We start from the raw sequence: 22,505 nt of genomic DNA, 5'->3' as shown, positions 1-22,505 counted from the left end.
CGTCACCACATGGGTGTAGCGGGCTACACCTCGGGTTCGGGGGGACGGTCCGATGTGCCGACCGGGGGCGCGGGGAGAAGGTGAATGGCGTAAGAGATTTCACCCCGCCGCCCATCGGGCCGCCGGGACGCACAACAGGAGGAACCCCTGATGAAGCCCGTGCTCTGGCTGCTGCTCTCCGTCTCCACGGTGGCGGCGATCTACGTCAGCACCTTCGCCCACTACACCGGTACCACGAGGCTCCTGGCCGGGGTCGGTACCGGCGTCGTCTTCGTCGGATCGGCGCTGGGACTGTGGCTGACCAGCGGCAAGAAGTGACCCGTAGCGGCGAGAGCGCCTGAGGAGGGGGTGTCCGGCAGTGAGCCGGACACCCCCTCCTCACGCGTGACGCGGAAAACGGACACCCCCTCAGGAGGTGTAGTCCGCACCACTCCCGAACGGGGAGTCATCCCTGTCGTTCCGAAAAGACGCCGTTCATAGGCTCTTTTGTACGGACACAGGGCCTTCCTTCCCTCGCCTCTACGGAGAAGCAACTGATGCGCTCGCTCACTCGAACCACGCGACGGCACATGGCGATCGCGGTATCGGCAGCCAGCCTGCTCGTTCCCCTGGCGGCCTGCACACCGGACGACGAACCGCGACCGGCCGCTTCCGCCACCTCGACCGGCGGAGCAGCCTCGCACGCTCCGAAGAACGACGGGAAGCGCGACGGAAGATTGGACGAGCGGCTGGACCGCGCGACGATCCTGGAACTTCAGGAGGACATGAAGGGCAAGCGGCTGACGTCCAAAGAACTGACCCAGGCATACCTGGACCGGATCCATCGCCTCAACCCCCGCCTCAATGCCGTCGTCACCGTGAACCCGGACGCACTGGACCTTGCACGCAAGAGCGACGAGCTGCGCCGCACCGGTGAAGTGCGGGGGCCACTGGAAGGCATCCCCGTTCTCATCAAGGACAACATCGACACCGCGGACCGCCAGCCCACCACCGCCGGCTCCACGGCCCTGTTGCACTCCAAGCCGGCACAGGACGCCTTCCTGGTAAAGAAACTGCGCGACGCGGGTGCGGTGATCCTGGGCAAGACCAACATGTCGGAATGGGCCAACTTCAGGTCCCCCGAGCAGACGGCCGGATGGAGTGCCACTGGCGGCCAGACCCGTAACCCCTACGTACTCGACCGGAGCCCCTGCGGATCGTCCAGCGGCTCCGCGGTCGCCGCCGCAGCCGCCCTGGCCGCTGTGACCATCGGCTCCGAGACCGACGGCTCCATCGTGTGCCCCGCGAGCACCACCTCCACCGTCGGCATCAAGCCCACCCTCGGCATGGTCAGCCGCAGCGGCATGATCCCTATCACCAGCCGCCACGACACCGCCGGCCCGATCGCCCGCAACACGACGGACGCCGCCCTGGCGCTCTGGGCCATCCACGGATCGGACACCGCCGACTCGGCTACCTCCGACGCCGACACCGCCCTCCCCTCCGACTACCGCGAGGTGCTCGACCCGAACGCCCTGCGCGGCAAGCGCATCGGAGTGTGGCGCAAGGGACACATCGGCATCGACCCGGACGTGGACCGTGCCTTCGACGCGGCTGTCCAGCGGCTCCGAGCGCTCGGCGCAACCGTCGTCGAGGGCGCGGACGTGGCCGACTCCAAAGACATGATCCAGAAGGACATGCTTCCCGCCGTGCTGACCGAGTTCAAGCACGACCTCAACGCCTACCTGGCCGCCACCCCAGGTCCCCACCCCAAGAACCTCACCGAACTCATCGCGTTCAACAAGCGGAACTCCACCGTCGAGATGCCGAAGTTCGGCCAGGAACTCTTCGAGATGGCCGACAAGACCGACGGAGACGTCAACGCCCCGGCCTACCGTCAGCACCGCAGCGCCGCGACTCGTCAGGCCCGTCAGGCCATCGACGGCGTTCTCGCCGACCACCGGCTCGATGCCATCGTCACCCCCACCGGCATCCCCGCTCCTCCCGTCGAAGCGCTCGACCCCACCCCCTTCGAAAGCTCCACCCGCAACTCCGCAGTGGCCGGCTACCCCCACATCACCGTGCCCGCCGGCTACGCACGGGACACGCTGCCGCTGGGCGTCTCTTTCCTCGGAACGCGCTACAGCGACGCGAACCTGCTCAGTTACGCGTACGCCTTCGAGAGGGCCACCCCGGTCCGCAAGGCTCCCGCCTACCTCCCCACCCTGCCCGGCCGGTCCTAGTACTACAACGGTCTTTGCTGTGACGGGCGGGCAGGGCTCACGTCGGGCCGGCTGATGCCTGGCAGGGAGTGCCGGCCGAAGGCTTCGTCAGTGGCTTTCCCGGTCACCTCCCGTGGCGCCCTCGCGCCTCGTCCGGATGATTCCGTTTGAACCTCGTCGGGCGGGTTCTCGGTCGGGGGGAGGCAAGGGCCGGACGGTTGTCTTGACGAGAGGAGGGGGCGGGCATACCGTCGCGAATGTACTGAGCAAGCGCTTAGAGAGGTCGTTCGTGCCGCACACCGACCCGACCCCCGCCACCCCCCACCCGGACGCCCAGGCATCGCCCGCTGCCGCAGAGGCCGCCTCGGAGGCCGTCGCCCGTATCGAAGCCGCGCTCACCGGTCCCGGAGCGCCGTTCGCCGTGGTGCGGGTGGAGGACGGGGTCCATGCGGGCTCGCTCGTGTACGCGGACGGCCCCAGGACGCTCCGTGAGTTCGTGGAGGCCACCTGGGCCTTCGGGGACCGGCCGTTCCTGATCGCGGGGGAGCGCAGCTACTCGTACGCCGAGTTCTTCGCCGCCGCGTCCGCGCTGGCGTGCCGGATGACCGGGACGTACGGGCTCCGCCGGGGTGACCGGGCCGTCGTCGCGATGCGTAACCACCCGGAGTGGCAGATCGCCTTCTGGGCCGCGCAGCTGGCCGGACTGGTCGCCGTACCGCTCAATGCCTGGTGGACCGAGGACGAGTTCACGTACGCGCTGGACGACTCCGGGCCGAGGGTGCTCCTGGTGGACGGCGAGCGGCTGCCCAGGGTCGCCGGGTGGGCGGCGAAGAACGGGGCGCGCGTGGTCGTCTTCCACGAGGAGGGGGCGGTTCCGGACGGCGTCGAGCGGTACGAGGACCTGCCCGCACCCGATCCGCTCGCCGCGCCCCCCGAGGTGGAGATCCGGCCCGAGGACGACGCGACGATCATCTACACCTCCGGCACGACCGGTCGGCCCAAGGGCGCGGTCGCCACGCATCTCGCCCAGGTGGGAGCCGCACTCAACCCGCGGTACCACGCGGCCGCCTCCATGCTCGGGCGCGGGATCATCCCGGGGCAGGGGCCCGCCCCGGTGTCGCTGCTGACGTTCCCGTTCTTCCATGTCGCCGCGTTCACCGGTTTCTACGCGGCCATGGCGGCGGGCGGCACGCTCGTCCTGATGCGGAAATGGGATGCCGAGGAGGCGCTGCGGCTGATCCGCGAGCACCGCGTCACGCACTACGCGGGCGTCCCGGCGACCGCGCTCCAGTTGCTCGCCGCGGCCGAGCGCGCGGGCGACGGCCTGGAGAGCCTCCAGATGCTGAACACCGGCGGGGCCGCCGCCCCGCCCGACCTCGTCGCGCAGCTGACCGCCCGCCACGGCGACCGGATCGAGCCGCGCAACGGCTACGGCCTGACCGAGACCAGCGGTGGTGTCCTGGCGAACTTCGGCGCCGAATACCGGCTCCACCCCGGCAGCGTCGGCCGTCCGACGCCCACCACCGAGGTGCGGATCGCCGGTCCTGCGGGCGAGGCGCTGCCCGAGGGCGAGGTCGGTGAGCTGTGGTTGCGTGGCCAGTCCCTGGTCCGCGGCTACTGGCGCGACGAGGCGGCGACCGCGCAGGCGTTCACCGACGGCTGGTTCCGGACCGGTGATCTCGCAGTGGTGCACGAGGGGCGGGTCAGTGTCGTCGACCGGATCAAGGACATGGTGATCCGCGGCGGGGAGAACGTGTACTGCGTGGAGGTCGAGGCGGCGCTGCACGACCACCCGGATGTCGAGGACGCCGCGGTGCTGGGGGTGGCGCACCCGGTCCTGGGCGAGGAGGTCGCCGCCGTCGTCCGGCTGCGGGCCGGTGCCACGGTCACGGTCGAGGAGTTGCGGGAGCACGTCGGGCGGAGTCTGGCCGCGTTCAAGGTCCCGGCCCATGTGCTGGTACGCGACGAAGCGCTGCCCCGGAATCCGACCGGGAAGATCCTCAAGCGGGAGTTGCGCGGGCCTGTCGAGGCGGAGGTGCGGCGGGCGGTCGGGGGCGAGTGATCGCGGGCGGTCGGATGAATGGGCACCGGTGGGCGGGAGAGAGAGTGATCACGGGCGGTCGGGGCGAGTGATCCTTGTGGTCAGGGGCGAGTGATCCGGACGCGGTAGTTCCCCTTCTCGTCTTTGCCGATCACGGATATGCGTATCCCGCCGGCCCGGTCGGTGAAGGTCTCGCCCGGCTCGTAGGGGGCGTCGGAGAGCTCGGCGTGCACATTGGGCAGTCGGGTGCAGCCGTTGCTGTCCTTGGTGCTGTCCTCCACGGACACCGGTCCCTGGCCGGTGTCGACGTCCGAGCTCACCTTGTAGATCAGCACGCCGGGCCGGCAGACCGCCTGGTCGTTGCCCGCTCGGGTCCGTACCTCGACCGCGTAGCCGGACCCACTGCTCAGCGGTATGAACGCCAGCTTGGTGCCGCCCTTGGTGGCCAGCGGTTCCAGGACATGGTCGCTGGTGCCGGGCTTGGAGGCGCAGCTGATCTGCTTGTTGTCCAGCCAGCCGAGCTTCCACTTGTGCCAGCCCAGCAGATCGTTGTTGACCCCCCAGTCCTCGGACATGATGTCCCAGTGCCCTACCGAGCCGCCGCCCTCCAGTGTGTAGAGGTCGGGAAGGCCGAAGATATGGCCGTTCTCGTGCGGCAGGACGCGGTATCCGGTCTGTGCGTACGACCCGGAGCCGTCGTCCTGACGGCTGTAGATGAAGGACGCGTTGGTGAGCGGGACGCCGTCCGCGTGCGGGGCGTCGTCATTGCCGGAGAACGTCACGGACAGGACGGTGTCCAGGGCGGAGGGCCCGGCGTTCGGGGTGACCAGGATGTTGACCAGGTCGTACGCGCTGAAGTCGACCCTCGGGTCGGCTGCGGCGACTATGTCCTCGGCGAGGCGGTGGTAGCCCGGCTCGTACGGTGATCCGCGGTCTATCCCGTACTCCGAGAACGGCAGTGGCATCCGCAGCCAGGACTTCACGGGCGCGTCGGGGATGTAGGTGAGTCGCCCGTACGAACCGGTCCGGAACCACTTGGTGGTCTGCGGGAAGAATTCGGCGTACCGGTCCATCGCCGGCTCGGGGCCCGGCGCGTCCGGGAAGTCGATCATCAGGTTGAGGGCGTGAATCCTGCCCGTGGAGCGCGCGTAGCCCGTCGGGGTCGGTATGCCTTCCGACATCTGTACGCCCATGGTCACCGGTATCCGGCACGGGGCGATCCCCGCCGAACGGGCGGCGGCAGTCGGGCCGGCCGAGGCCCGGCTGGGTGGCGGGAGATTGCTGCTGGCCGTGGTCGTTGCGGCAATGACCAGGGCCGTTGCCGAGCCGAGAGCGATCGGGTGGCGGTGCCTGCGTATCCGGTGGCGGGTCTTCTGCATATAGGCGCCTCGGGGTCCGCGGCAGCCGGCCGACCCCGGCTGCCCTCTGCGGATCAGCCTGTGACGGGTGGTGCGGCACCGCTCGTTGGGTGCGCCGATCGGTTGGTTTTCCCGTCCCGGGGGTGTGGGTCAGGTCACATTGTGGTGGGAAATAACCGGGGATCCTTTCCCCGTTTGAACCTGTGTCCTCGCGTAAGCGGGGAGGTGGTCCCCGGTTACGGGAAGGGGGCACCATGAAGAACGAAGAGTGTCGCAATGACCAACAGCGTCGTCGTGAGGGCCAAAAGAGCCGGAAGGCAGGGGTAGTCGTCGTGGATACCGTCACCCGCACCGCCACGGGAGCAGTGCAGCCCCGGACGACCCGTCCACGGGCCGACGCGCTGCGCAACCGGGAGCGGATCGTGACGGCCGCACGCGAGATGTTCGTCGAGTTCGGGCCGGATGTGCCGCTCGACGAGGTCGCCCGCCGCGCCGGCGTCGGCAACGCCACGCTCTACCGGAACTTCCCCGACCGGGCCGCGCTGACGCACGAGGTCGTGCTCTCGGTCACCTCCCGCACCACCGACCGTGCGGAGGAGGCGACGGCCGAAGAGGCCGATCCCTTCGCCGCGCTCAGCCGCTTCGTGCACGCGGCGGCCGACGAACGGATCGGGGCGCTGTGCCCGATGCTGTCCGGCGGCTTCGACAAGGACCATCCCGAATTGCTCGCCGAGCGTCGGCGCCTCGAAGAGGCCGTCGAAGGGCTCGTGGCGCGCGCCATGTCCGCGGGGCGCCTGCGTACCGACATCGCCGTCGGTGACGTGCTGGTCGCCCTCTCCCAGCTCACCCGGCCACTGCCCGGCACCGGATGCCTGGACATCGACCGGTTCACCCACCGTCATCTACAGCTGTTCCTGGACGGGCTGGAGGCTCCGGCCCGGTCCCAACTGCCCGGAACGGCTGCGACCTTGGAGGATCTGCGGCGCCGGCCATGACGCCCGCACCGGGCCCCTGAGCCGGGTGCCCGGTGGCGCGCCCGCCACGCCTTGACCATCCCTTCCCTTTCACCGCGCTCTCTTTCGCCGACTTCACCGCGCTCCCTTTCACCGATGGTCGTCTCGCCGACCGTCCTCGACCGACTGCCCGTTCACCGACTTCTCGGTTCATGACTTCGCGCGCCCACGCGCGTCCTTAGGTGGATACCTCCATGTCAAAAACAGCTGATCTCCGACTCCCGGACCCCAGTCGCTGGAGAGCGCTGGCGTTCATCGCCCTTGCGCAACTGATGGTCGTGCTCGATGCCACGATCGTGAACATTGCGCTCCCGCACGCCCAGACGGCCCTGGGCATTTCCGATGCCAACAAGCAATGGGTCATCACGGCCTACGCCCTCGCCTTCGGCGGCCTGCTGCTCTTCGGGGGCCGGATCGCCGACCTCTGGGGCCGTAAGCGGACCTTTGTCGTCGGCCTGATCGGCTTCGCGCTGGCCTCCGCGCTCGGCGGTGCGGCGCAGAACCAGGGCATGCTCTTCGGTTCGCGCGCGCTCCAGGGTGTCTTCGGCGCGCTGCTCGCCCCTGCGGCCCTGTCGCTGCTCGCCGTGATGTTCACCGATGCCAAGGAGCGCGCCAAGGCGTTCGGTATCTACGGTGCGATCGCCGGTGGCGGTGGCGCCGTCGGCCTGATCCTCGGTGGCTTCCTCACCCAGGCGCTGAACTGGCGCTGGACGTTCTTCGTCAACATCCCGTTCGCGGTCGTCGCGGCCGCGGGCGCGTACTTCGTGATCCGTGAGCCGGCCGGCAGCCGTAACCGCTCGTCGCTCGACATCCCGGGCGTCGTCCTGTCCGCGCTGGGTCTGGTCTCTCTGGTGTACGGATTCACCCGCGCCGAGTCCGCCGGCTGGTCGGACGCGCTGACCATCGGCATGTTCGTCGCGTCCGGTCTGCTGCTCCTGGCGTTCGTCCTGACCGAGGCCCGGGTCAAGTCGCCGCTGCTGCCGCTGCGCGTCGTGCTGGACCGCAACCGCGGTGGTGTCTACCTCTCGCTGGGTCTGGCCATCATCGCGATGTTCGGGCTGTTCCTCTTCCTGACGTACTACCTGCAGGTCGTGAAGGGCTACTCGCCGATCAGGACGGGCTTCGCCTTCCTCCCGATGATCGCGGGCATGATCACCGGCTCGACGCAGATCGGTGCCCGGCTGATGATCCGGGTTCCGGCGCGCAAGCTCATGGGCCCCGGCTTCCTGACCGCCGCCGTCGGCATGCTGCTGCTGACGCAGCTGGAGATCGGCTCCTCCTACGCCACGCTCATCCTGCCCGCACAGCTCCTGCTGGGGCTCGGTATGGGTACGGCGTTCATGCCGGCCATGTCGCTGGCCACGCACGGTGTCGAGCCGAGGGACTCGGGTGTCGCCTCCGCGATGGTCAACACCTCGCAGCAGGTGGGCGGTGCGATCGGTACGGCGCTGCTGAACACCATTGCCGCGTCGGCCGCGACGGCGTACGCCACCTCGCACGCCGCACTCGGCGCCACCGACCCGGAGCTGCTGAAGCTCCAGTCGATGGTGCACGGTTTCACCGGTGCGATCTGGTGGGCCGTCGGCATCCTGGTGGTGGCCTCGGCGATCGCGGTGACCTTCATCAACGCCGGGCGTCCCTCGGCGACCGCGGTGACCGGAACCTCCGGTTCGGGCGACGCCGACGGTGTCGAGGACGAGTTCAAGATCCCGGTCGTCGCCCACTGAGGACTGAACACCGACGCGGGTCGCGCAGTGCGTGACGTGAAGTGATGTGAACGCGGCTCTGCCCCGGTTCCGCTCGACGGAACCGGGGCAGAGCCGCGTTCGACGACTGCTCAGCGCAGCCAGGGCAGATCCGCGTCCGTGCCTTCCGGCTGCAGCCCGGTGGCGACGACCTGCATGATCTCGCCGAGCGCACGCATCTGCTCGGGTGTGAGCCGGTCGAACATCGCCTGGCGTACGGCGCTGACATGGCCCGGCGCCGACCGGCGGAGCATCTCGTAGCCCTCGTCGGTGAGGACCGCGTTCTGGCCGCGCTTGTCGGACGGGCAGTCCTCGCGGCGCACCCAGCCGCTCTTCTCCAGCCGCGCGACGGCGTGCGAGAGCCGGGAGCGGGTGATCTTGGCGTCCTTGGCGAGCTCGGTCATCCGCTTCCGGCGGCGGGGTGCCTGGGAGAGCTGGACGAGCAGTCCGTAATAGATGTGTGGCATGCCGGCATCGCGCTGCAGCTGGCGGTCGAGGTGGTCCTCCATGAGCGTGGTGGCGTGGAGATACGCACGCCAGACGCTCTGCTCTTCGTCGGAGAGCCAGCGGGGCTCGCCGGGGGATGCCGTGGTCATGTACTCCACTGTACGACCTTTTCTTGAAAGTTTAACTAGATGGAGCTAAGGTCTCGGGGGGTAGGAGCTTGAAGATTAAAGAATCCTTCCTTTTCTGAAGAGACCAGTAAAAGACTTACCTTGATCAGCAGCGGATGGGGAGTGCCATGACTGTCACCGCGGAGCGCATGCCCGCCCTCTATCTCTCCCACGGCGCGCCGCCGCTGGCCGACGACCCGGTCTGGCCCGGCGAACTGGCCGCCTGGTCCGCGCAGTTGCCCCGCCCCCGCGCGATCCTGATGGTTTCCGCGCACTGGGAGGAGGCCCCGCTCGCCCTCGGCGCGACGGAGGCCGTCCCGCTCGTCTACGACTTCTGGGGCTTCCCCGAGCACTACTACCGGGTGCAGTACGCCGCCCCGGGCGCCCCGGCGCTGGCGGAGAACGTACGCAAACTGCTGCGCGGAGCGGGTACGCCGGTCCAGGACATCCCGGACCGCGGGCTCGACCACGGGGCGTACGTCCCGCTGGTCGAGATGTTCCCCGGCGCCGACATCCCCGTACTCCAGATCTCCATGCCGACGCTGGACCCGCAGAAGCTGATGGACATCGGGCGCAAGCTCGCACCGCTGCGCGACGAGGGTGTCCTGATCGTCGGCAGCGGCTTCTTCACCCACAACCTGGCCGCCCTGCGGCATGCGGGCGGCGGCACCCCCGGCTGGTCGGCGGAGTTCGACGACTGGGGGAACCGGGCGCTCCAGGCGCGGGACATCGACGCGCTGCTGGATTTCGAGCGCAAGTCCCCGGCCGGCCGGCTGGCCCACCCGCGCACCGAGCACTTCGCGCCGCTCTTCGTGACGCTCGGCGCCTCGGAGGGTGAGCTGGACCGGGGCCGCAGCGTCATCGACGGATTCTGGATGGGACTCGCGAAGCGGTCGGTGCAGTTCGGCTGAGCTCTGTCCGAGGTCCTGTCACAGGGTCGGCGGGTTCAGCTCGATCGAGCGCAGTGCGGCGGCGAGGGCCGTCGCATCACCGATGTCCAGTGCGGTGTCCGTGAACTTGATGGTGTGATCGTCGCCGTGCGCCGCCGCCCGCGCGAAGAGCTCCTCGGCCGACGCTGTCGCCGGTCCGTACGGGGCCGGCTCGGCCGGGCCGTACGCGGCGGTGACCGCGGCGCTTGCCGCCCAGGCGGCCTCCAGGCTCGGCACCCACAGCGCGCGGGGGAGTGCGGGCAGCGTGCGCAGTACGGCATTGGGGGCGGTCGCGGCATGCACCAGCATGATCGGTTCGCCGTGTCCGTGCGTGGCATAGCGGTGGGTCGCGGCCCGCACCAGTTCCTCCAGCCGGGCCCGCGCCTCGTCCGGGTCGTCGGTGAACCGCTGCGGCCACACCGGGAACGCGGTGAGCTGCGCCAGCCGGTCCCGGATGCCGCCGCTCTGCTCGGGCACCGGAGGTACGGCGTCCAGCGCGGCCGCGGCGCTCGATGCGGGCGTGAGCGGTGTCAGTGGGGGAAGCGGCTGGTGGCGGGCGGCCCAGTAGCCGAGGCCGTGGGCGAGCTCGGTGATCCGCGGTGCGGTCGCCGCGCCGGCGAGCAGAGTGCGTACGGAGTGGCCGACCCGGATCACGGGGTGGGTGGCGCCCGCCGCGATGCCGGGCAGCAGCCGCGGCCACCACTCGGTCAGGACGTCCCGCCAGGGGTGCTCGGCCGTCTCCCGCTCGAAGTACACGGTCCAGTCCGCGATCCGGCGCGGGTCGCCCAGGGCCTCGCGCCAGTTCTCCGCGGTAACCCGGGACGTGGTGTCCGGCATGTCCTCCAGCTTGTGGCTGTAGTGGTCGAGCCACCGGTGGACGGCCGGCGCCTGACCGTGCCGGACCAGCGCCTCGACGGCCATCGGTCCGTGATTGCTCAGCCAGCCGTTCCGTTCGGGGCCCGCTGCGTGGAGACGTTCCAGCGCCTCGTCGAGCGTGCCCGTGGTGTCGGCGGCGGCGCCGCTGGTCGTGCCAGGTGTGCCGTGCCCGCTGGTCGTGCCGCCCCTGCTCGTTGTGTCGCTCATACGGCAGCACGCTAGGCGTGGCGCCCGCGGTGCGTAACGGGCCGTGGACCTAGGCCGCGACCGGGCCGGGCCCTAGGACTGTGGCCCCAGCCGCTTCTCGTACCAGGCCACGTCCCAGTACGTGCCGAACTTCCGGCCCACCTCGGCGTACGTACCGACATGGCGGAAACCGAAGCGCTCGTGCAGCCGGGCCGAGGCGTCGTTGGGCTGGGTGATGCCCGCGTACGCGCGATGCACGTCCTCGTCGGCGAGCGCCTCGAACAGGGACGAGTAGAGGAGCGTGCCGATGCCGCGGCCGGTGGCCCACGGGGCGCAGTACACGCTCACCTCGACCGAGGTCGCGTACGCCGCCTTGGGACGGAAAGCGCTGCTGGTGGCGTACCCCAGGACCGAAGCGGGGCCGACAATGCGGACATCCTGAGCAACCAGAAGACGGTGCGGGCCGTCTTCAGGATGGGAACGAAGCCACGGCAGCCGCTGTTCGGGTGTAAGGGGAGCCGTATCGAATGTGAGCGCGGTCTCACGTACGTAATGGTTGTAGATGTCCGTGAGTGCCGCCAAATCGCCTTCGATGCCCGGCCTGACCTGCACTTCTGTCTGGATGCTCGGCATGTGCACTCCCTTCGCGGCGGCACAGGGTACTGCATGATCACGAAAATGAATGCCAGGCATGGGAATTCTGTCCGGATTCCAGTCGTTGTTTCCATCGGATGCAGGGCACCCGAGAGGGTGTCGCGACCTACTCAGCAAGGGAGCACGCATGGCAACCCGTGCCGTCGCCCGTCGTTCGTCCGCCACCGGCGGGACCAGCCGGGCAAGCAGTGTTCGCGCCTCGGGCGGAGAGATCGCCGATCGCGACCTGGTCGGCATGTACCTGGACGAGATCGCGCGTACGCCGTTGCTCGATGCCGCAAAGGAGGTCGAGCTGTCGCAAACCGTCGAGGCGGGTGTTTACGCACGACAGATTCTCGACGGCGCGGTGGAGAGCGAAGCCGGTGGAGCCACGCGCGAGGAGCTGGAGGCGCTGGTCGCCGAGGGCGAGCGTGCCAAGGACATATTCATCCGTTCCAACCTCCGACTGGTCGTTGCCGTCGCGCGCCGCTATCCGCGGGCCGGGCTGCCCCTGCTCGACCTGATCCAGGAGGGGAACGCGGGCCTGGTGCGCGCGGTCGAGAAGTTCGACTACGCCAAGGGCTTCAAGTTCTCCACATATGCGACGTGGTGGATCCGTCAGGCCATCACCCGTTCCATAGCCGACCAGTCCCGTACGATCCGGCTCCCCGTCCACCTGGTGGAGGAGCTCGGCAGGATCCGACGGGTGCAGCGCGAGTTCAACCGTGAGCACGGGCGTGAGCCGGAGCACACGGAGATAGCCGCCGAGCTGGACTCCACGCCGGAGCGTGTGGGTGACGTCCTGGACTGGGCCCGTGACCCGGTCAGCCTCAACATGTCCGTGGACGACGAGGGCGAGACGCAGTTCGGTGACCTGCTGGAGGACACCTCCGCGGTGTCGCCCGAGCAGTCGGTGATGACGCTGCTGCGCAGCGAGGAGCTGGAGGACCTGATCGGCAAGCTCGACAACCGCACCGCATCGATCATCCGTATGCGGTACGGCATCGAGGACGGCCGTGAGCGGACCCTCACCGAGGTGGGCAAGCAGCACGGTCTGACCCGTGAGCGGATCCGCCAGATCGAGAAGCACGCGCTGCTCGAACTGAAGCGAATGGCCCACGACACGGGTTTTGACGCTGCGGCGTGAGCCTTCGTCCAGTAACCTCCGAAATAGGTCGCTTCGTGTGACCCCCTGAACTGAGTCCCGGCGCCCACCCCCCCTGGCGCCGGGGCTCATTCTTTTTGCGCGTTCGGCGGAGGCCGGCCTTCTGTGCGTTCGGTGGAGGCCGGGTCGGCCGTCGTTCGGGCGGTGACGTGTCGGTGTGCTGTCGCGCGGGTCAGCCGGGCGCCCAGATGGCTCAGGTACTCCACCAGCTGTGGCGGTTCGTGCGCGGTGAACTCGCAGTCCACCAGCGCCAGCCGGAGCGCCACCCACTCCAGCGAGTCCGACAGGACCGCCCGCAGCCGGCAGCTGTTCTCGCCGGTCCGCTCCAACGGGCCGATCGAGGCCGGCAGCCGCGCGGACACGAAGTCCGCAGGGGCCGCGAAGCTCACATCGACCGCCAGCTCCGGCTGCCGCCGGGTGATGGAGCTGCTGAGGAACTCCGCCGCATCACCCGTCGGCAGCTCGCGCGGTGTGAACCGGGCCCCGGTCGCGAACGGCTCGCTGACCCGGTCGACCCGGAACGTACGCCAGTCCTCGCGCCCCAGGTCGTACGCGACGAGATACCAGCGCCACCCCGTGCTCACCAGCCGGTACGGCTCGGCCTGCCGCTTCGTCTCGGCACCGTCGCCCGCACGGTAGGCGAACCGCAGCCGCTCCCGCCCGGTGACCGCCGCCGCCATCACCGTCAGCGTGTGCGGATCGATCGTCGAACCGTCGCCGCGGGTCAGCGGCATCGTTGCGTTCTGCAGGGTCGAGACGCGGTGCCGCAACCGCGACGGCAGCACCTGCTCCAGCTTCGCCAGAGCCCGTACGGACGCTTCGTCGACCCCCTCGATGGCATGGCCGGCACCTGCCCGCAGGCCCACCGCGATGGCTACCGCCTCCTCGTCGTCGAGGAGCAGCGGCGGCATGGCGGTGCCCGCGACGAGGCGGTAGCCGCCGACCGATCCGCGCGAGGCCTCGACCGGATAGCCGAGCTCGCGGAGCCGGTCGATGTCGCGGCGGATGGTGCGCGGGCTGACGTCGAGCCGCTCGGCGAGCTCGCTGCCCGGCCACTCGCGGGGCGTCTGGAGGAGCGACAGCAGATTCAGCAGTCGTGCCGGGGTGTCGGTCATGGGTTCAGCCTCGCGCCGGTGTGTGGGTCATCTCATCAGGGTGTCCATCCATTGGGTCATGACCTGACCTAATGGCCGTTTAGCTTCTTCATATGACTTCTTCCGCATCTCTGCCGTCCACGGCATCCGGGCCCACGGTGTCCTCGGACCCGTCGGACCGGCGACGCTGGTTCGCGCTCGCCATTGTGATGACCGCGGCCTTCATGGACCTGGTCGACGTCACGATCGTCAACATCGCCATCCCGAGCATCCAGCGCGACACCGGCGCCTCGTTCAGCTCGATCCAGTGGATCACCGCCGGATACGCCCTGGCCTTCGCGGCCGGTCTGATCACCGGCGGCCGCCTCGGCGACATCTACGGCCGCAAGCGGCTCTTCCTCATCGGTATCGGCGGCTTCACGCTGGCCTCCGCGCTCTGCGGCTTCGCCGCGAACCCGGAGATGCTGGTCGCCTCCCGCATCCTTCAGGGCGGCACCGCTGCGCTGATGGTTCCGCAGGTCCTGTCGATCGTGCACGCCACCTTCCCGGCGCACGAGCGCGGAAAGGTCTTCGGCCTCTTCGGCGCGATAGTCGGCCTCGGTGCCGTCTCGGGACCGCTGCTGGGTGCACTGCTCACCGAGTGGAACATCGCCGGTCTCGAGTGGCGGCCGATCTTCCTGATCAACCTGCCGGTCGGCATCGCGGGCCTGATCCTGGGTCGGAAGTTCATCACCGAGTCCAAGGCCCCCAAGGCGCTCCGGCTCGACCTGATCGGTGTCGCCCTGGTGACGCTGGGGATGCTGATGCTGATCTATCCGCTCACCCGAGGGCGCGAGCTGGGCTGGCCGGTCTGGGGCCATGTGTCGATGGTCGGCAGCCTCCTGGTGTTCCTGGTCCTGGTGGTGTTCGAGCGGAAGAAGGCGCGCAGGGACGGTTCGCCGCTGGTCGAGCTGTCGCTGTTCCGGGTCAAGAGCTTCGCGGCGGGCATCGCCGTGCAGCTGACCTTCGGCGTCGGCCTCGGCATCTTCTTCCTCGTCTGGACGCTCTACATGCAGATGGGCCTCGGCTGGAGCGCGCTGCGGGCCGGCACGACCGGTGTCCCGTTCTCGATCGCCGTCTCGTTCGCCGCCGGGATCTCCGTACAGAAGCTGGTGCCCCGCTTCGGCCGCAAGGTCCTCCAGGCGGGCGCACTGCTGATGGTCGTCGGCCTGCTGCTCTACATCTGGGAGTCAGACCGGTACGGCATGGACATCACGTCCTGGCAGATGGCCCTGCCGCTGGTGGTCATGGGCATCGGCATGGGTCTGATCGTGGCCCCGCTGACGGACGTGGTGCTGTCCGAGGTGCCGAAGGAGCACTCGGGTTCGGCCTCCGGGCTGATCAACACCGTGCAGCAGATGGGCAATGCACTCGGGCTCGGACTGGTCTCGGTCGTCTTCTTCGGCTCGATCAGCGACCGGCTGGCGCCGCAGGAGGCGGGCCCGGCGTTCGCGGAGGCGTTCCAGCACTCGCTCTGGTGGGTGGCAGGGGTGCTCGCAGTGATCTTCCTGGTGATGTTCGCGCTGCCCGCGCGGCCGCGGCAGCACGTGGAGGGCGGCGACGAGGGCATGGACACCGTTGCCGAGCCCGAGCCCGAGCCCGAGTCCGAGGTCGAACTCGGCAAGGAGCCCGCGCTGACGCCGTGATGACCTGAAGCGCGACGGTGCCCGCACCCCTCGGGAGTGCGGGCACCTGCGTGTGCGGGTGGGCCCCGCCCCCCACGGTCAGCAGATGCGTGTGCGGCTCTCCATGGCTCCGCGTGCGGTGTCCTCGTCGCCGTACACCTCGCACATGTGGCGGCCGTCCGGCGTGGCCGTGTGCTCGACCTCCCACAGGCTCGTCTCGCTGCCGTCGAGGAGCAGGAAGGCGTGCTCGTAGAGCGTGAATCCGGCGTCCCGCCCGTCCACCCGGCACTGCCGGCCGAAGACCTGGGTGATGTGATGGGCGAAGGCGGCGCGCAGCAGCCGGGCGGTCTCCTCGCCGGGGCCGTCGCTGTTCTCCGCGCGGCGCAGGACGCGGCGGGCGTGGTCGGCGGAATTGTCCGGGGCGTACATCCGGGGCAGCGGGGCCGGGGGAGCCGCCATCAGAACCGTGAGTATCTCCAGGTCGGCATGCGGCCCGTCGTCCCCGAACGCCGGGACCTCACCGAAGCCGCCGGTCAGCCGTGCAGCGGCGATATGAACATCGGCCTCGTCGTCGTACAGCTCGTGGTGCCGGAGGTCGGGCTCCGTCCCGGACCGCGGGTCCCTCGTGCTCCGCGGACCGCCGTGCACCAGCTCCCACAGGATGAAGGGGGTGCCGTCGGACAGCAGGTACGTATGCCGGTAGGTCTCGCGGTGAAGTACGGAACTGTGGTGCGAGGAGTGCAGGGAACTGCTGTGGGCGAGTGCGGTACCGAGTCTCTCGACCGTACTGTCGGGCAGGTCGAAAGAGTTGAGTGCCCGTCGCAGGAGTCGCTCGAGGTGCTGCTCGGTTGTCTCGTACGGATCGCTCAAGGTGCTGTCTCCAGGCCGTCGCCGCGTGTTACTTGCTGCGTGCTTAACGTAGTCCCTGGGTCCGACATCGTGACCGGGGTTCAGGAAAACGTATGACACACGCAGATGGTTCCTGGCGGTTCGTCCGAACTTCCTTACCCGGCAGGCGAGTCGGGGTCCGGGTGGCTGTGCGGCGACGGCCGTGAGGGGCGCCCGCGAGCGCCGTAGAGGTCGCTGTACGAGGGATAGCTGCCGCCACCGGGGCGGCCGTTGACGCTCTGAGCTGCCCGGACGGCCTTCACGATGGCACGGGTGAGGGCGTCCGCACCGGCCGTCAGCAGGTCGTTGAGCGCGATCGGATTCCGCGGATCCAGCGGCCGGGCGCCGGTGGCCAGCGCGAAAACGGTGTCCCCGTCGGTCAGCAGATGTACGGGGCGGACGGCGCGCGCCAGTCCGTCGTGCGCCGTACCCGCGAGCTTCTGCGCCTGGGCCCGGGTGAGATCGGCGTCCGTGGCGACGACGGCGAGGGTGGTGTTGAGCGGGGGCCGCGTGTTCGCCTCCCGTGCCTCGGCCAGGCGCTGCTGCGCCTCCCGGTGCACCTCGGGCGCGGGGTACACCGGCGGTTCCGCGGCGCCGTACTCCCCGTACAACACTCCGGTGCGCGGATCGACGACCGAGCCTGCCGCGTTCACCACGACGAGCGCGCCCACCGTGATCCCGGACGCCAGCCGCACGCTCGCCGTGCCCACCCCGCCCTTGAGCTGCCCGGCGACCGCGCCCGTACCGGCGCCGACACCTCCCTCGACGACCGGCGCCCCCGGCTCCGTACCCGCCGCGTCCTCCACCGCCGCGCGGCCGGTCGAGGCGTCCGGGCGGGCCCGCCAGTCACCGCCCCGCCCCAGGTCGAAGATGCACGCGGCGGGGACCACCGGCACCACTTGCGCCGGATCGGGGCCGACTCGCACCCCGCGCCCCTGTTCCTCCAGCCAGGCCATCACGCCGGACGCCGAATCCAGGCCGTACGCACTGCCGCCCGTCAGGACGACGGCATCCACGCGCTGCACCAGATTGCGCGGATCGAGCGCGTCCGTCTCCCGGGTGCCGGGACCGCCGCCGCGTACGTCGACGGCCGCGATCGCGCCACCCTCGGGGGCGAGGACCACGGTGGTACCGCTCAGTGCTCCCGCGCCCGCCACCCGCGCATGGCCGACGCGCAGCCCGGTGACATCGGTCAGTGCGTCGAGCGGTCCGGTGGCATCGGCCGGTGCGTCGAGCGGTCCGGTGGCATCGGCCGGTGCGTCGAGCGGTCCGGACGATGTGGGCGATGCGCGCTGCGCGACGGAGAGGTCTGCCGGCTTCCGTGGTTCTTCCGTCATTGCATGCTCCTCACTGGATTCACCACTCGCGACCGGCCACTTACGACGTGCCACTCGCGACTCATCGCTCACCGCCCCGTGCGCTCATACCGTCACAGTGGGCCGTCGGGACAGCGTCACCCCCACGGCCACGGTCGCCGCCGCCACCAGGCCGGCCGCGAGCACCGCCCACTCCCCGGCGAACGTACAGGCCAGAATGGCCAGCGCGGCCACAGGGAGCGACAGCTGCTCCGCGAGATCGCGTTTGAAGTGGCGGGTGTGCAGCGCCCACACCGTCAGCAGGAAGAGCGCGGAGGGCACGGTCACCGCGGCGGCGGCCACCGTGTCCGAGACATGGGCCTTGCCCACGGCCTCCTCCACCGCGACCTCGAGGCCCGAGCCGATCGCGGCCGCGGAGCCGAAGATCAGGTAGTGCCCGTATCCCCAGACGAACGCTTCCCTGCTGCCGCGGAGGTAGTCATGGATCGGCACAGCGAAATAGATCCACCAGGCGGAGAAGACGATCAGCAGCCCGCCCGCGGCGATCGGCAGCAGTTCGCCGAACGCTTGGTGTTCGTCCAGTGCCTCCTGGACCGCGACCGTGGCCGCCGCGATCGTCTCGCCCAGCACGATGATCGTGAACAGGCCGTACCGCTCACCGATATGGTGCGGATGCCAGCTCGTCGGGCGGTCGCGCTCGGCGATCGCCGGAACGGACATCTCGGCGAGCACGAGCACGACGAAGACGGCGGCACGCGCTGCGCCCGTGTCGTCGGTCAGCAGCAGCATGCCGATCCAGCCGAACTGCACCACGCTGATCCCGACGGCGTACCGCAGCGCGACGCGCCGCTCGGCGCCCCGGGCGTAGTACGCGGCGCGCAGCCACTGACTGGTGAGAGCGAGCCGCATCACGACGTAGCCGACGACGCCGACTGTCCAGTCGCCGGCGTCGAAGGCGCGCGGCACCCCGGCGGCGAAGATGAGCACACCGGTGATCTGGACGAACGTGACCACGCGGTACAGCGTGTCGTCGGTGTCGTAGGCCGAGGCGAACCAGGTGAAGTTGACCCAGGCCCACCAGATCGCGAAGAAGACAGCCGCGTAGCTGACGATTCCGGTGACGGCGTGACCCTCGGCGACGGCATGCAGCAGCCGCCCGCCGGCCTGCGCCACGGCGACGACGAAGCAGAGGTCGAAGAAGAGTTCCAGCGGGGTCGACGCGCGATGTCTCTCGGCGCGGCTGCGGGCATTCATTCCAGGCATGGGGACCAGCACACCAGACGAGGATCGGCGGCGCCGAGGGGGGCGCCCCGGGCGCGGGTAGAGAAATTCTTGTGAAAGCATTCACAAGCGAACGAAGGTCCAAAGTCCTCGGAGAAACCACAGGTCAGTGCGGCTGTGCCGGACCAGGTCCGTCATCTGACGGGACCTTGGACCCTCTGGCAGGGACCATTGCGGGCCCGGGACTGCGGAAATCGGGAGTGCAATGGACCCAGCGGCGATGAGGCGCACGGACGATCTCGGAAGGTGCGGGCCATGACGGCGACTGCGGCAGAGGCGACGACGGACAGCGGGGCCTGGGACGGTTTCACGGGCGGGCTGTGGCGCGACGCGATCGACGTCCGTGACTTCGTCCAGCAGCACTACACCCCGTACGAGGGCGACAGTTCCTTCCTCACCGGCCCCACCGCCCGGACCACCGCGGTCTGGGAGAAGCTCCTTTCGATGTTCCCGGACGAGATCGCCCGCGGCATCCACGACGTGGACGTGAGAACCCCGTCCCGGATCGATGTCTTCGAGCCGGGTTACATCGACGCCGACCGCGATCTGATCGTCGGGCTCCAGACCGACGCCCCGCTCAAGCGCGCCATCATGCCGAACGGGGGCTGGCGGATGGTCGAGGGTGCTCTGAGCGCGTACGGCTACGAGGCCGACCCGGCGGTCAGGGAGATCTACACCCGTCTCCGCAAGACCCACAACGAGGGCGTCTTCGACGCGTACACACCCGAAATCCGGGCCTGCCGCTCCTCCGGCATCATCACCGGACTGCCGGACGCCTACGGCCGCGGCCGCATCATCGGCGACTACCGCCGCGTCGCCCTCTACGGCGTCGACCGGCTGATCGCAGCCAAGGAGGCCGACAGGGCCGCCCTCAGCGAGCAGTGGCCGACCGAGCACGTCATCAGAGACCGCGAGGAGATCGCCGAGCAGATCAGGGCCCTGAACGAGCTCAAGGCGATGGCGATGTCGTACGGCCACGACATCTCCGGGCCCGCCCGTACCGGTCGTGAGGCCGTGCAGTGGCTGTACTTCGGCTACCTCGGTGCCGTGAAGGAGCAGAACGGCGCGGCCATGTCGATCGGCCGCATCGACAACTTCCTCGACATCTACCTCCAGCGCGACATCGAGCGCGGACTCATCACGGAGGAACGGGCACAGGAGCTGATCGACGACTTCGTCATCAAGCTCCGAATCGTCCGCTTCCTGCGCACCCCGGAGTACAACGAGCTGTACTCCGGCGACCCGACCTGGGTCACCTGGTCGATGGCCGGCATCGGTGAGGACGGCCGCCCGCTCGTCTCCCGTACGACCTTCCGGGCCCTGCAGACCCTCTACAACCTGGGCCCGGCCCCCGAGCCGAACCTCACGGTCTTCTGGTCGCAGCGACTCCCCGCCGGATTCAAGGAGTTCGCCTCGAAGGTCGCCATCGACACCTCGGCGCTCCAGTTCGAGTCGGACGAGCTGATGCGCCCGAAGTACGGCGACGACACGGCGATCGCCTGCTGCGTCTCCGCGATGGCGGTGGGGAAGCAGATGCAGTTCTTCGGCGCCCGTGTGAACGTCGCCAAGGCGCTGCTGTACGCGATCAACGGCGGCCGTGACGAGAGGACGGGCAAGCTCGTGGTGAGCGGCTTCGAGCCGGTCACCGACGAGTACCTCGACCACGCGACCGTCGCCGAGCGGTACGACGCGATGCTCGACTGGCTGGCCAGGACGTATGTGCACGCGCTCAATGTCATCCATTACATGCATGACAAGTACGCGTACGAGCGCCTGGAGATGGCCCTCCACGACCAGGAGATCCTGCGCACCATGGCCTGCGGCATCGCAGGTCTGTCGGTCGCCGCCGACTCGCTCTCCGCCATCAAGTACGCCCGGGTCAGGGTGATCCGGGACGAGACGGGTCTCGCGACGGATTACGAGATCGAGGGCGATTACCCTGCGTACGGCAACAACGACGACCGTGCCGACGTCCTCGCCCGCGGCATCGTCCACGACTTCATGGAGAAGGTCCGCAAGCACCCGACGTACCGGGGCGCGGTGCACACCCAGTCGGTGCTGACCATCACCTCCAACGTCGTCTACGGCAGGAAGACCGGCAACACCCCGGACGGCCGCCGCTCCGGCGCCCCGTTCGCCCCGGGCGCCAACCCGATGAACGGGCGCGACGAGCACGGCTACATCGCCTCCGCCCTGTCGGTCGCCAAGCTGCCGTACGACGACGCCGAGGACGGCATCTCGCTGACCAACACCATCACGCCGGACGCACTCGGCCGCACTCCCGAGGAGCGGATCGGGAACCTCGCCGGCGTGCTGGACGGATTCATGGCGAGCGGCGGCTTCCACATGAACGTCAACGTGCTCGACAGGGCGACTCTGGAAGACGCCATGGAGCACCCGGAGCGCTACCCGCAGCTGACCATCCGGGTCTCCGGATACGCGGTCAACTTCGTGCGGCTGACCCGCGAGCAACAGCTCGATGTCATCAACCGCACCTTCCACGGCTCACTCTGATCCTCCCCGATCGTTCCGAGCCCCCTTGAACCGCGCGGCGTCGGGAGCCCATCCCCCGTAGGGCCCGGCGCCGCGCGCCCCGCACCCGTTGCGCCCGGCCACCGAACGTCCCGCCCGCACAGGAGGCCCTGCCATGGCCACCCCCCTCGACAACATCGGCGACATCGACAACATCGGCGACATCGACAACATCGGCACCTCCGTCACTCCTGCGGGCGCGGCCACCCGTCGGCCGGTCTCCGGAGCGGTCCACTCCTGGGACCTGTCGACGGGCGTCGACGGCCCCGGCACCCGCTTCGTCACCTTCCTGGCCGGCTGTCCACTGACTTGCCTCTACTGCCACAACATCGACACCCTGCGGATGCGCAGCGGCACCCGGATGTCGGCGGACGACCTCGTCGCCGAAGCGGGCAAGTACATGACGTTCATCCGGGCCGCGGGCGGCGGTGCCACCATCAGCGGCGGCGAACCACTGCTGCAGCCGGTCTTCGCCGGTGAACTCTTCCACCGCTTCAAGCACGGGCTGGGGCTGCACACCGCTCTGGACACCTCCGGGTTCCTGGGCACCCGCGCCACCGACGCCCTGCTGCGCGACGTCGATCTGGTCCTGCTCGACATCAAGTCCTGGGACCGAGCCACGTACCGCAAGGTCACCGGCCGACCACTGGAGCCGACCCTGGACTTCGCCCGCCGCCTCGCCGACCTCGGCAAAGAGGTGCACGTCCGCTTCGTGCTGGTGCCGGGACTGACCGACGACCCGGCCAACGTCGACGGTGTCGCCTCCTTCGCCGCCTCCCTCGGCAATGTCTCCCGCGTCGATGTCCTCCCCTTCCACAAGCTCGGCGAGGCGAAGTGGCAGGCGCTGGGCAAGCCCTTCACCCTGCACGACACCCCGTCCCCCACCCCCGAGCAGACCGCCTCGGCCCGCGAGATCTTCACGTCCCACGGACTGCGGGCCGTCTGACGCACTGTGAGCGTCCGACGGGC

General features: G+C 69.4%; 18 protein-coding genes. 10 read left to right on the top strand and 8 right to left on the bottom strand.

The genetic code is table 11. The features are described from left to right. Positions 1-150: 150 nt before the first annotated feature. The 3 genes from GA0115254_RS44470 to GA0115254_RS14455 all read left to right on the top strand — a co-directional run bounded on the left by GA0115254_RS44470 (position 151) and on the right by GA0115254_RS14455 (position 4,263). The gene (locus GA0115254_RS44470) at positions 151-318 is read left to right on the top strand and encodes a hypothetical protein (protein ID WP_176740124.1); all 168 of its coding nucleotides are present in this window, start codon (positions 151-153) and stop codon (positions 316-318) included. 251 nt (positions 319-569) lie between these two features. After that, a complete protein-coding gene (locus GA0115254_RS14460; RefSeq protein WP_093895680.1) occupies positions 570-2,222 on the top strand; it encodes an amidase in 1,653 nt (550 codons plus the stop codon). A 268-nt stretch (positions 2,223-2,490) separates the two neighbouring features. Beyond that, entirely contained in the window at positions 2,491-4,263 is a 1,773-nt protein-coding gene (locus GA0115254_RS14455) for a class I adenylate-forming enzyme family protein (RefSeq protein ID WP_093895679.1), read from the top strand. Between the two features lie 80 nt (positions 4,264-4,343). Here the strand turns inward: GA0115254_RS14455 and GA0115254_RS14450 are convergent, their stop codons facing one another. Continuing rightward, entirely contained in the window at positions 4,344-5,621 is a 1,278-nt protein-coding gene (locus GA0115254_RS14450) for a M6 family metalloprotease domain-containing protein (RefSeq protein WP_093895678.1), read from the bottom strand. Positions 5,622-5,932: 311 nt separating this feature from the next. On the opposite strand from GA0115254_RS14450, the gene GA0115254_RS14445 reads away from it, so the two are divergent. Next, positions 5,933-6,595: a TetR/AcrR family transcriptional regulator gene (locus tag GA0115254_RS14445; RefSeq protein ID WP_093895677.1), complete on the top strand. Its 663-nt coding sequence runs from the start codon at positions 5,933-5,935 to the stop codon at positions 6,593-6,595. Between the two features lie 212 nt (positions 6,596-6,807). Then, on the top strand, positions 6,808-8,340 hold the full coding sequence (locus GA0115254_RS14440) for an MFS transporter (protein WP_093895676.1): 1,533 nt from the start codon (positions 6,808-6,810) through the stop codon (positions 8,338-8,340). A 110-nt stretch (positions 8,341-8,450) separates the two neighbouring features. Here the strand turns inward: GA0115254_RS14440 and GA0115254_RS14435 are convergent, their stop codons facing one another. Next, positions 8,451-8,963 (bottom strand): MarR family winged helix-turn-helix transcriptional regulator, encoded by a 513-nt coding sequence (locus GA0115254_RS14435; RefSeq protein ID WP_176740123.1) that lies wholly within the window; start codon positions 8,961-8,963, stop codon positions 8,451-8,453. Between the two features lie 137 nt (positions 8,964-9,100). Between GA0115254_RS14435 and GA0115254_RS14430 the strand changes: the two genes are divergently transcribed. Beyond that, positions 9,101-9,883: a dioxygenase family protein gene (locus tag GA0115254_RS14430; protein ID WP_093895675.1), complete on the top strand. Its 783-nt coding sequence runs from the start codon at positions 9,101-9,103 to the stop codon at positions 9,881-9,883. Between the two features lie 18 nt (positions 9,884-9,901). Here GA0115254_RS14430 and GA0115254_RS14425 read toward each other — a convergent pair whose 3' ends face one another. Together GA0115254_RS14425 and GA0115254_RS14420 are read right to left on the bottom strand one after the other, a co-directional pair. Next, on the bottom strand, positions 9,902-10,984 hold the full coding sequence (locus GA0115254_RS14425) for a questin oxidase family protein (protein WP_093895674.1): 1,083 nt from the start codon (positions 10,982-10,984) through the stop codon (positions 9,902-9,904). Between the two features lie 72 nt (positions 10,985-11,056). Beyond that, positions 11,057-11,596: a GNAT family N-acetyltransferase gene (locus GA0115254_RS14420; protein ID WP_093895673.1), complete on the bottom strand. Its 540-nt coding sequence runs from the start codon at positions 11,594-11,596 to the stop codon at positions 11,057-11,059. A gap of 148 nt (positions 11,597-11,744) precedes the next feature. Between GA0115254_RS14420 and GA0115254_RS14415 the strand changes: the two genes are divergently transcribed. After that, positions 11,745-12,743, top strand: a complete 999-nt coding sequence (locus GA0115254_RS14415; RefSeq protein WP_093895672.1) for a sigma-70 family RNA polymerase sigma factor — start codon at positions 11,745-11,747, stop codon at positions 12,741-12,743. Between the two features lie 86 nt (positions 12,744-12,829). Here GA0115254_RS14415 and GA0115254_RS14410 read toward each other — a convergent pair whose 3' ends face one another. Then, positions 12,830-13,876 carry a helix-turn-helix transcriptional regulator gene (locus GA0115254_RS14410; RefSeq protein WP_093895671.1) on the bottom strand — a complete coding sequence of 349 codons (1,047 nt, stop codon included), beginning with the start codon at positions 13,874-13,876 and terminating at the stop codon, positions 12,830-12,832. 92 nt (positions 13,877-13,968) lie between these two features. Here GA0115254_RS14410 and GA0115254_RS14405 point away from each other — a divergent pair, with 92 nt between their 5' ends. Then, entirely contained in the window at positions 13,969-15,540 is a 1,572-nt protein-coding gene (locus GA0115254_RS14405; protein WP_093895670.1) for an MFS transporter, read from the top strand. Positions 15,541-15,618: 78 nt separating this feature from the next. On the opposite strand, the gene GA0115254_RS14400 is transcribed toward GA0115254_RS14405, so the two are convergent. The 3 genes from GA0115254_RS14400 to GA0115254_RS14390 all read right to left on the bottom strand — a co-directional run bounded on the left by GA0115254_RS14400 (position 15,619) and on the right by GA0115254_RS14390 (position 18,986). After that, on the bottom strand, positions 15,619-16,389 hold the full coding sequence (locus GA0115254_RS14400) for a DUF6227 family protein (protein WP_093895669.1): 771 nt from the start codon (positions 16,387-16,389) through the stop codon (positions 15,619-15,621). A 134-nt stretch (positions 16,390-16,523) separates the two neighbouring features. Continuing rightward, complete coding sequence (locus tag GA0115254_RS14395; RefSeq protein WP_093895668.1) at positions 16,524-17,744, bottom strand: P1 family peptidase; 1,221 nt, start codon at positions 17,742-17,744, stop codon at positions 16,524-16,526. A gap of 84 nt (positions 17,745-17,828) precedes the next feature. Beyond that, positions 17,829-18,986, bottom strand: a complete 1,158-nt coding sequence (locus tag GA0115254_RS14390; RefSeq protein WP_256102575.1) for a low temperature requirement protein A — start codon at positions 18,984-18,986, stop codon at positions 17,829-17,831. Positions 18,987-19,259: 273 nt separating this feature from the next. Between GA0115254_RS14390 and pflB the strand changes: the two genes are divergently transcribed. Both pflB and pflA read left to right on the top strand, forming a co-directional pair. Continuing rightward, the gene (gene pflB, locus GA0115254_RS14385) at positions 19,260-21,518 is read left to right on the top strand and encodes a formate C-acetyltransferase (protein ID WP_093895666.1); all 2,259 of its coding nucleotides are present in this window, start codon (positions 19,260-19,262) and stop codon (positions 21,516-21,518) included. 133 nt (positions 21,519-21,651) lie between these two features. Further along, complete coding sequence (gene pflA, locus GA0115254_RS14380; protein ID WP_093895665.1) at positions 21,652-22,482, top strand: pyruvate formate-lyase-activating protein; 831 nt, start codon at positions 21,652-21,654, stop codon at positions 22,480-22,482. Positions 22,483-22,505 lie beyond the last annotated feature (23 nt).

The organism is Streptomyces sp. Ncost-T10-10d (assembly GCF_900091955.1).
Taxonomy (GTDB): domain Bacteria; phylum Actinomycetota; class Actinomycetes; order Streptomycetales; family Streptomycetaceae; genus Streptomyces.
The sequence above is the reverse complement of the archived record's forward strand: the minus strand, read 5'-3'. Positions and strand labels throughout refer to the sequence as shown.

Bases quoted from the DNA above. Each gene is read 5' to 3' on its own strand.
- GA0115254_RS44470 (WP_176740124.1), top strand. From the start codon at position 151: ATGAAGCCCGTGCTCTGGCTGCTGCTCTCCGTCTCCACGGTGGCGGCG.
- GA0115254_RS14460 (WP_093895680.1), top strand. From the start codon at position 570: ATGGCGATCGCGGTATCGGCAGCCAGCCTGCTCGTTCCCCTGGCGGCC.
- GA0115254_RS14450 (WP_093895678.1), bottom strand. From the start codon at position 5,621: ATGCAGAAGACCCGCCACCGGATACGCAGGCACCGCCACCCGATCGCT.
- GA0115254_RS14440 (WP_093895676.1), top strand. From the start codon at position 6,808: ATGTCAAAAACAGCTGATCTCCGACTCCCGGACCCCAGTCGCTGGAGA.
- GA0115254_RS14430 (WP_093895675.1), top strand. From the start codon at position 9,101: ATGACTGTCACCGCGGAGCGCATGCCCGCCCTCTATCTCTCCCACGGC.
- GA0115254_RS14425 (WP_093895674.1), bottom strand. From the start codon at position 10,984: ATGAGCGACACAACGAGCAGGGGCGGCACGACCAGCGGGCACGGCACA.
- GA0115254_RS14420 (WP_093895673.1), bottom strand. From the start codon at position 11,596: ATGCCGAGCATCCAGACAGAAGTGCAGGTCAGGCCGGGCATCGAAGGC.
- GA0115254_RS14415 (WP_093895672.1), top strand. From the start codon at position 11,745: ATGGCAACCCGTGCCGTCGCCCGTCGTTCGTCCGCCACCGGCGGGACC.
- GA0115254_RS14410 (WP_093895671.1), bottom strand. From the start codon at position 13,876: ATGACCGACACCCCGGCACGACTGCTGAATCTGCTGTCGCTCCTCCAG.
- GA0115254_RS14405 (WP_093895670.1), top strand. From the start codon at position 13,969: ATGACTTCTTCCGCATCTCTGCCGTCCACGGCATCCGGGCCCACGGTG.
- GA0115254_RS14395 (WP_093895668.1), bottom strand. From the start codon at position 17,744: ATGACGGAAGAACCACGGAAGCCGGCAGACCTCTCCGTCGCGCAGCGC.
- GA0115254_RS14390 (WP_256102575.1), bottom strand. From the start codon at position 18,986: ATGCCTGGAATGAATGCCCGCAGCCGCGCCGAGAGACATCGCGCGTCG.
- pflB (WP_093895666.1), top strand. From the start codon at position 19,260: ATGACGGCGACTGCGGCAGAGGCGACGACGGACAGCGGGGCCTGGGAC.
- pflA (WP_093895665.1), top strand. From the start codon at position 21,652: ATGGCCACCCCCCTCGACAACATCGGCGACATCGACAACATCGGCGAC.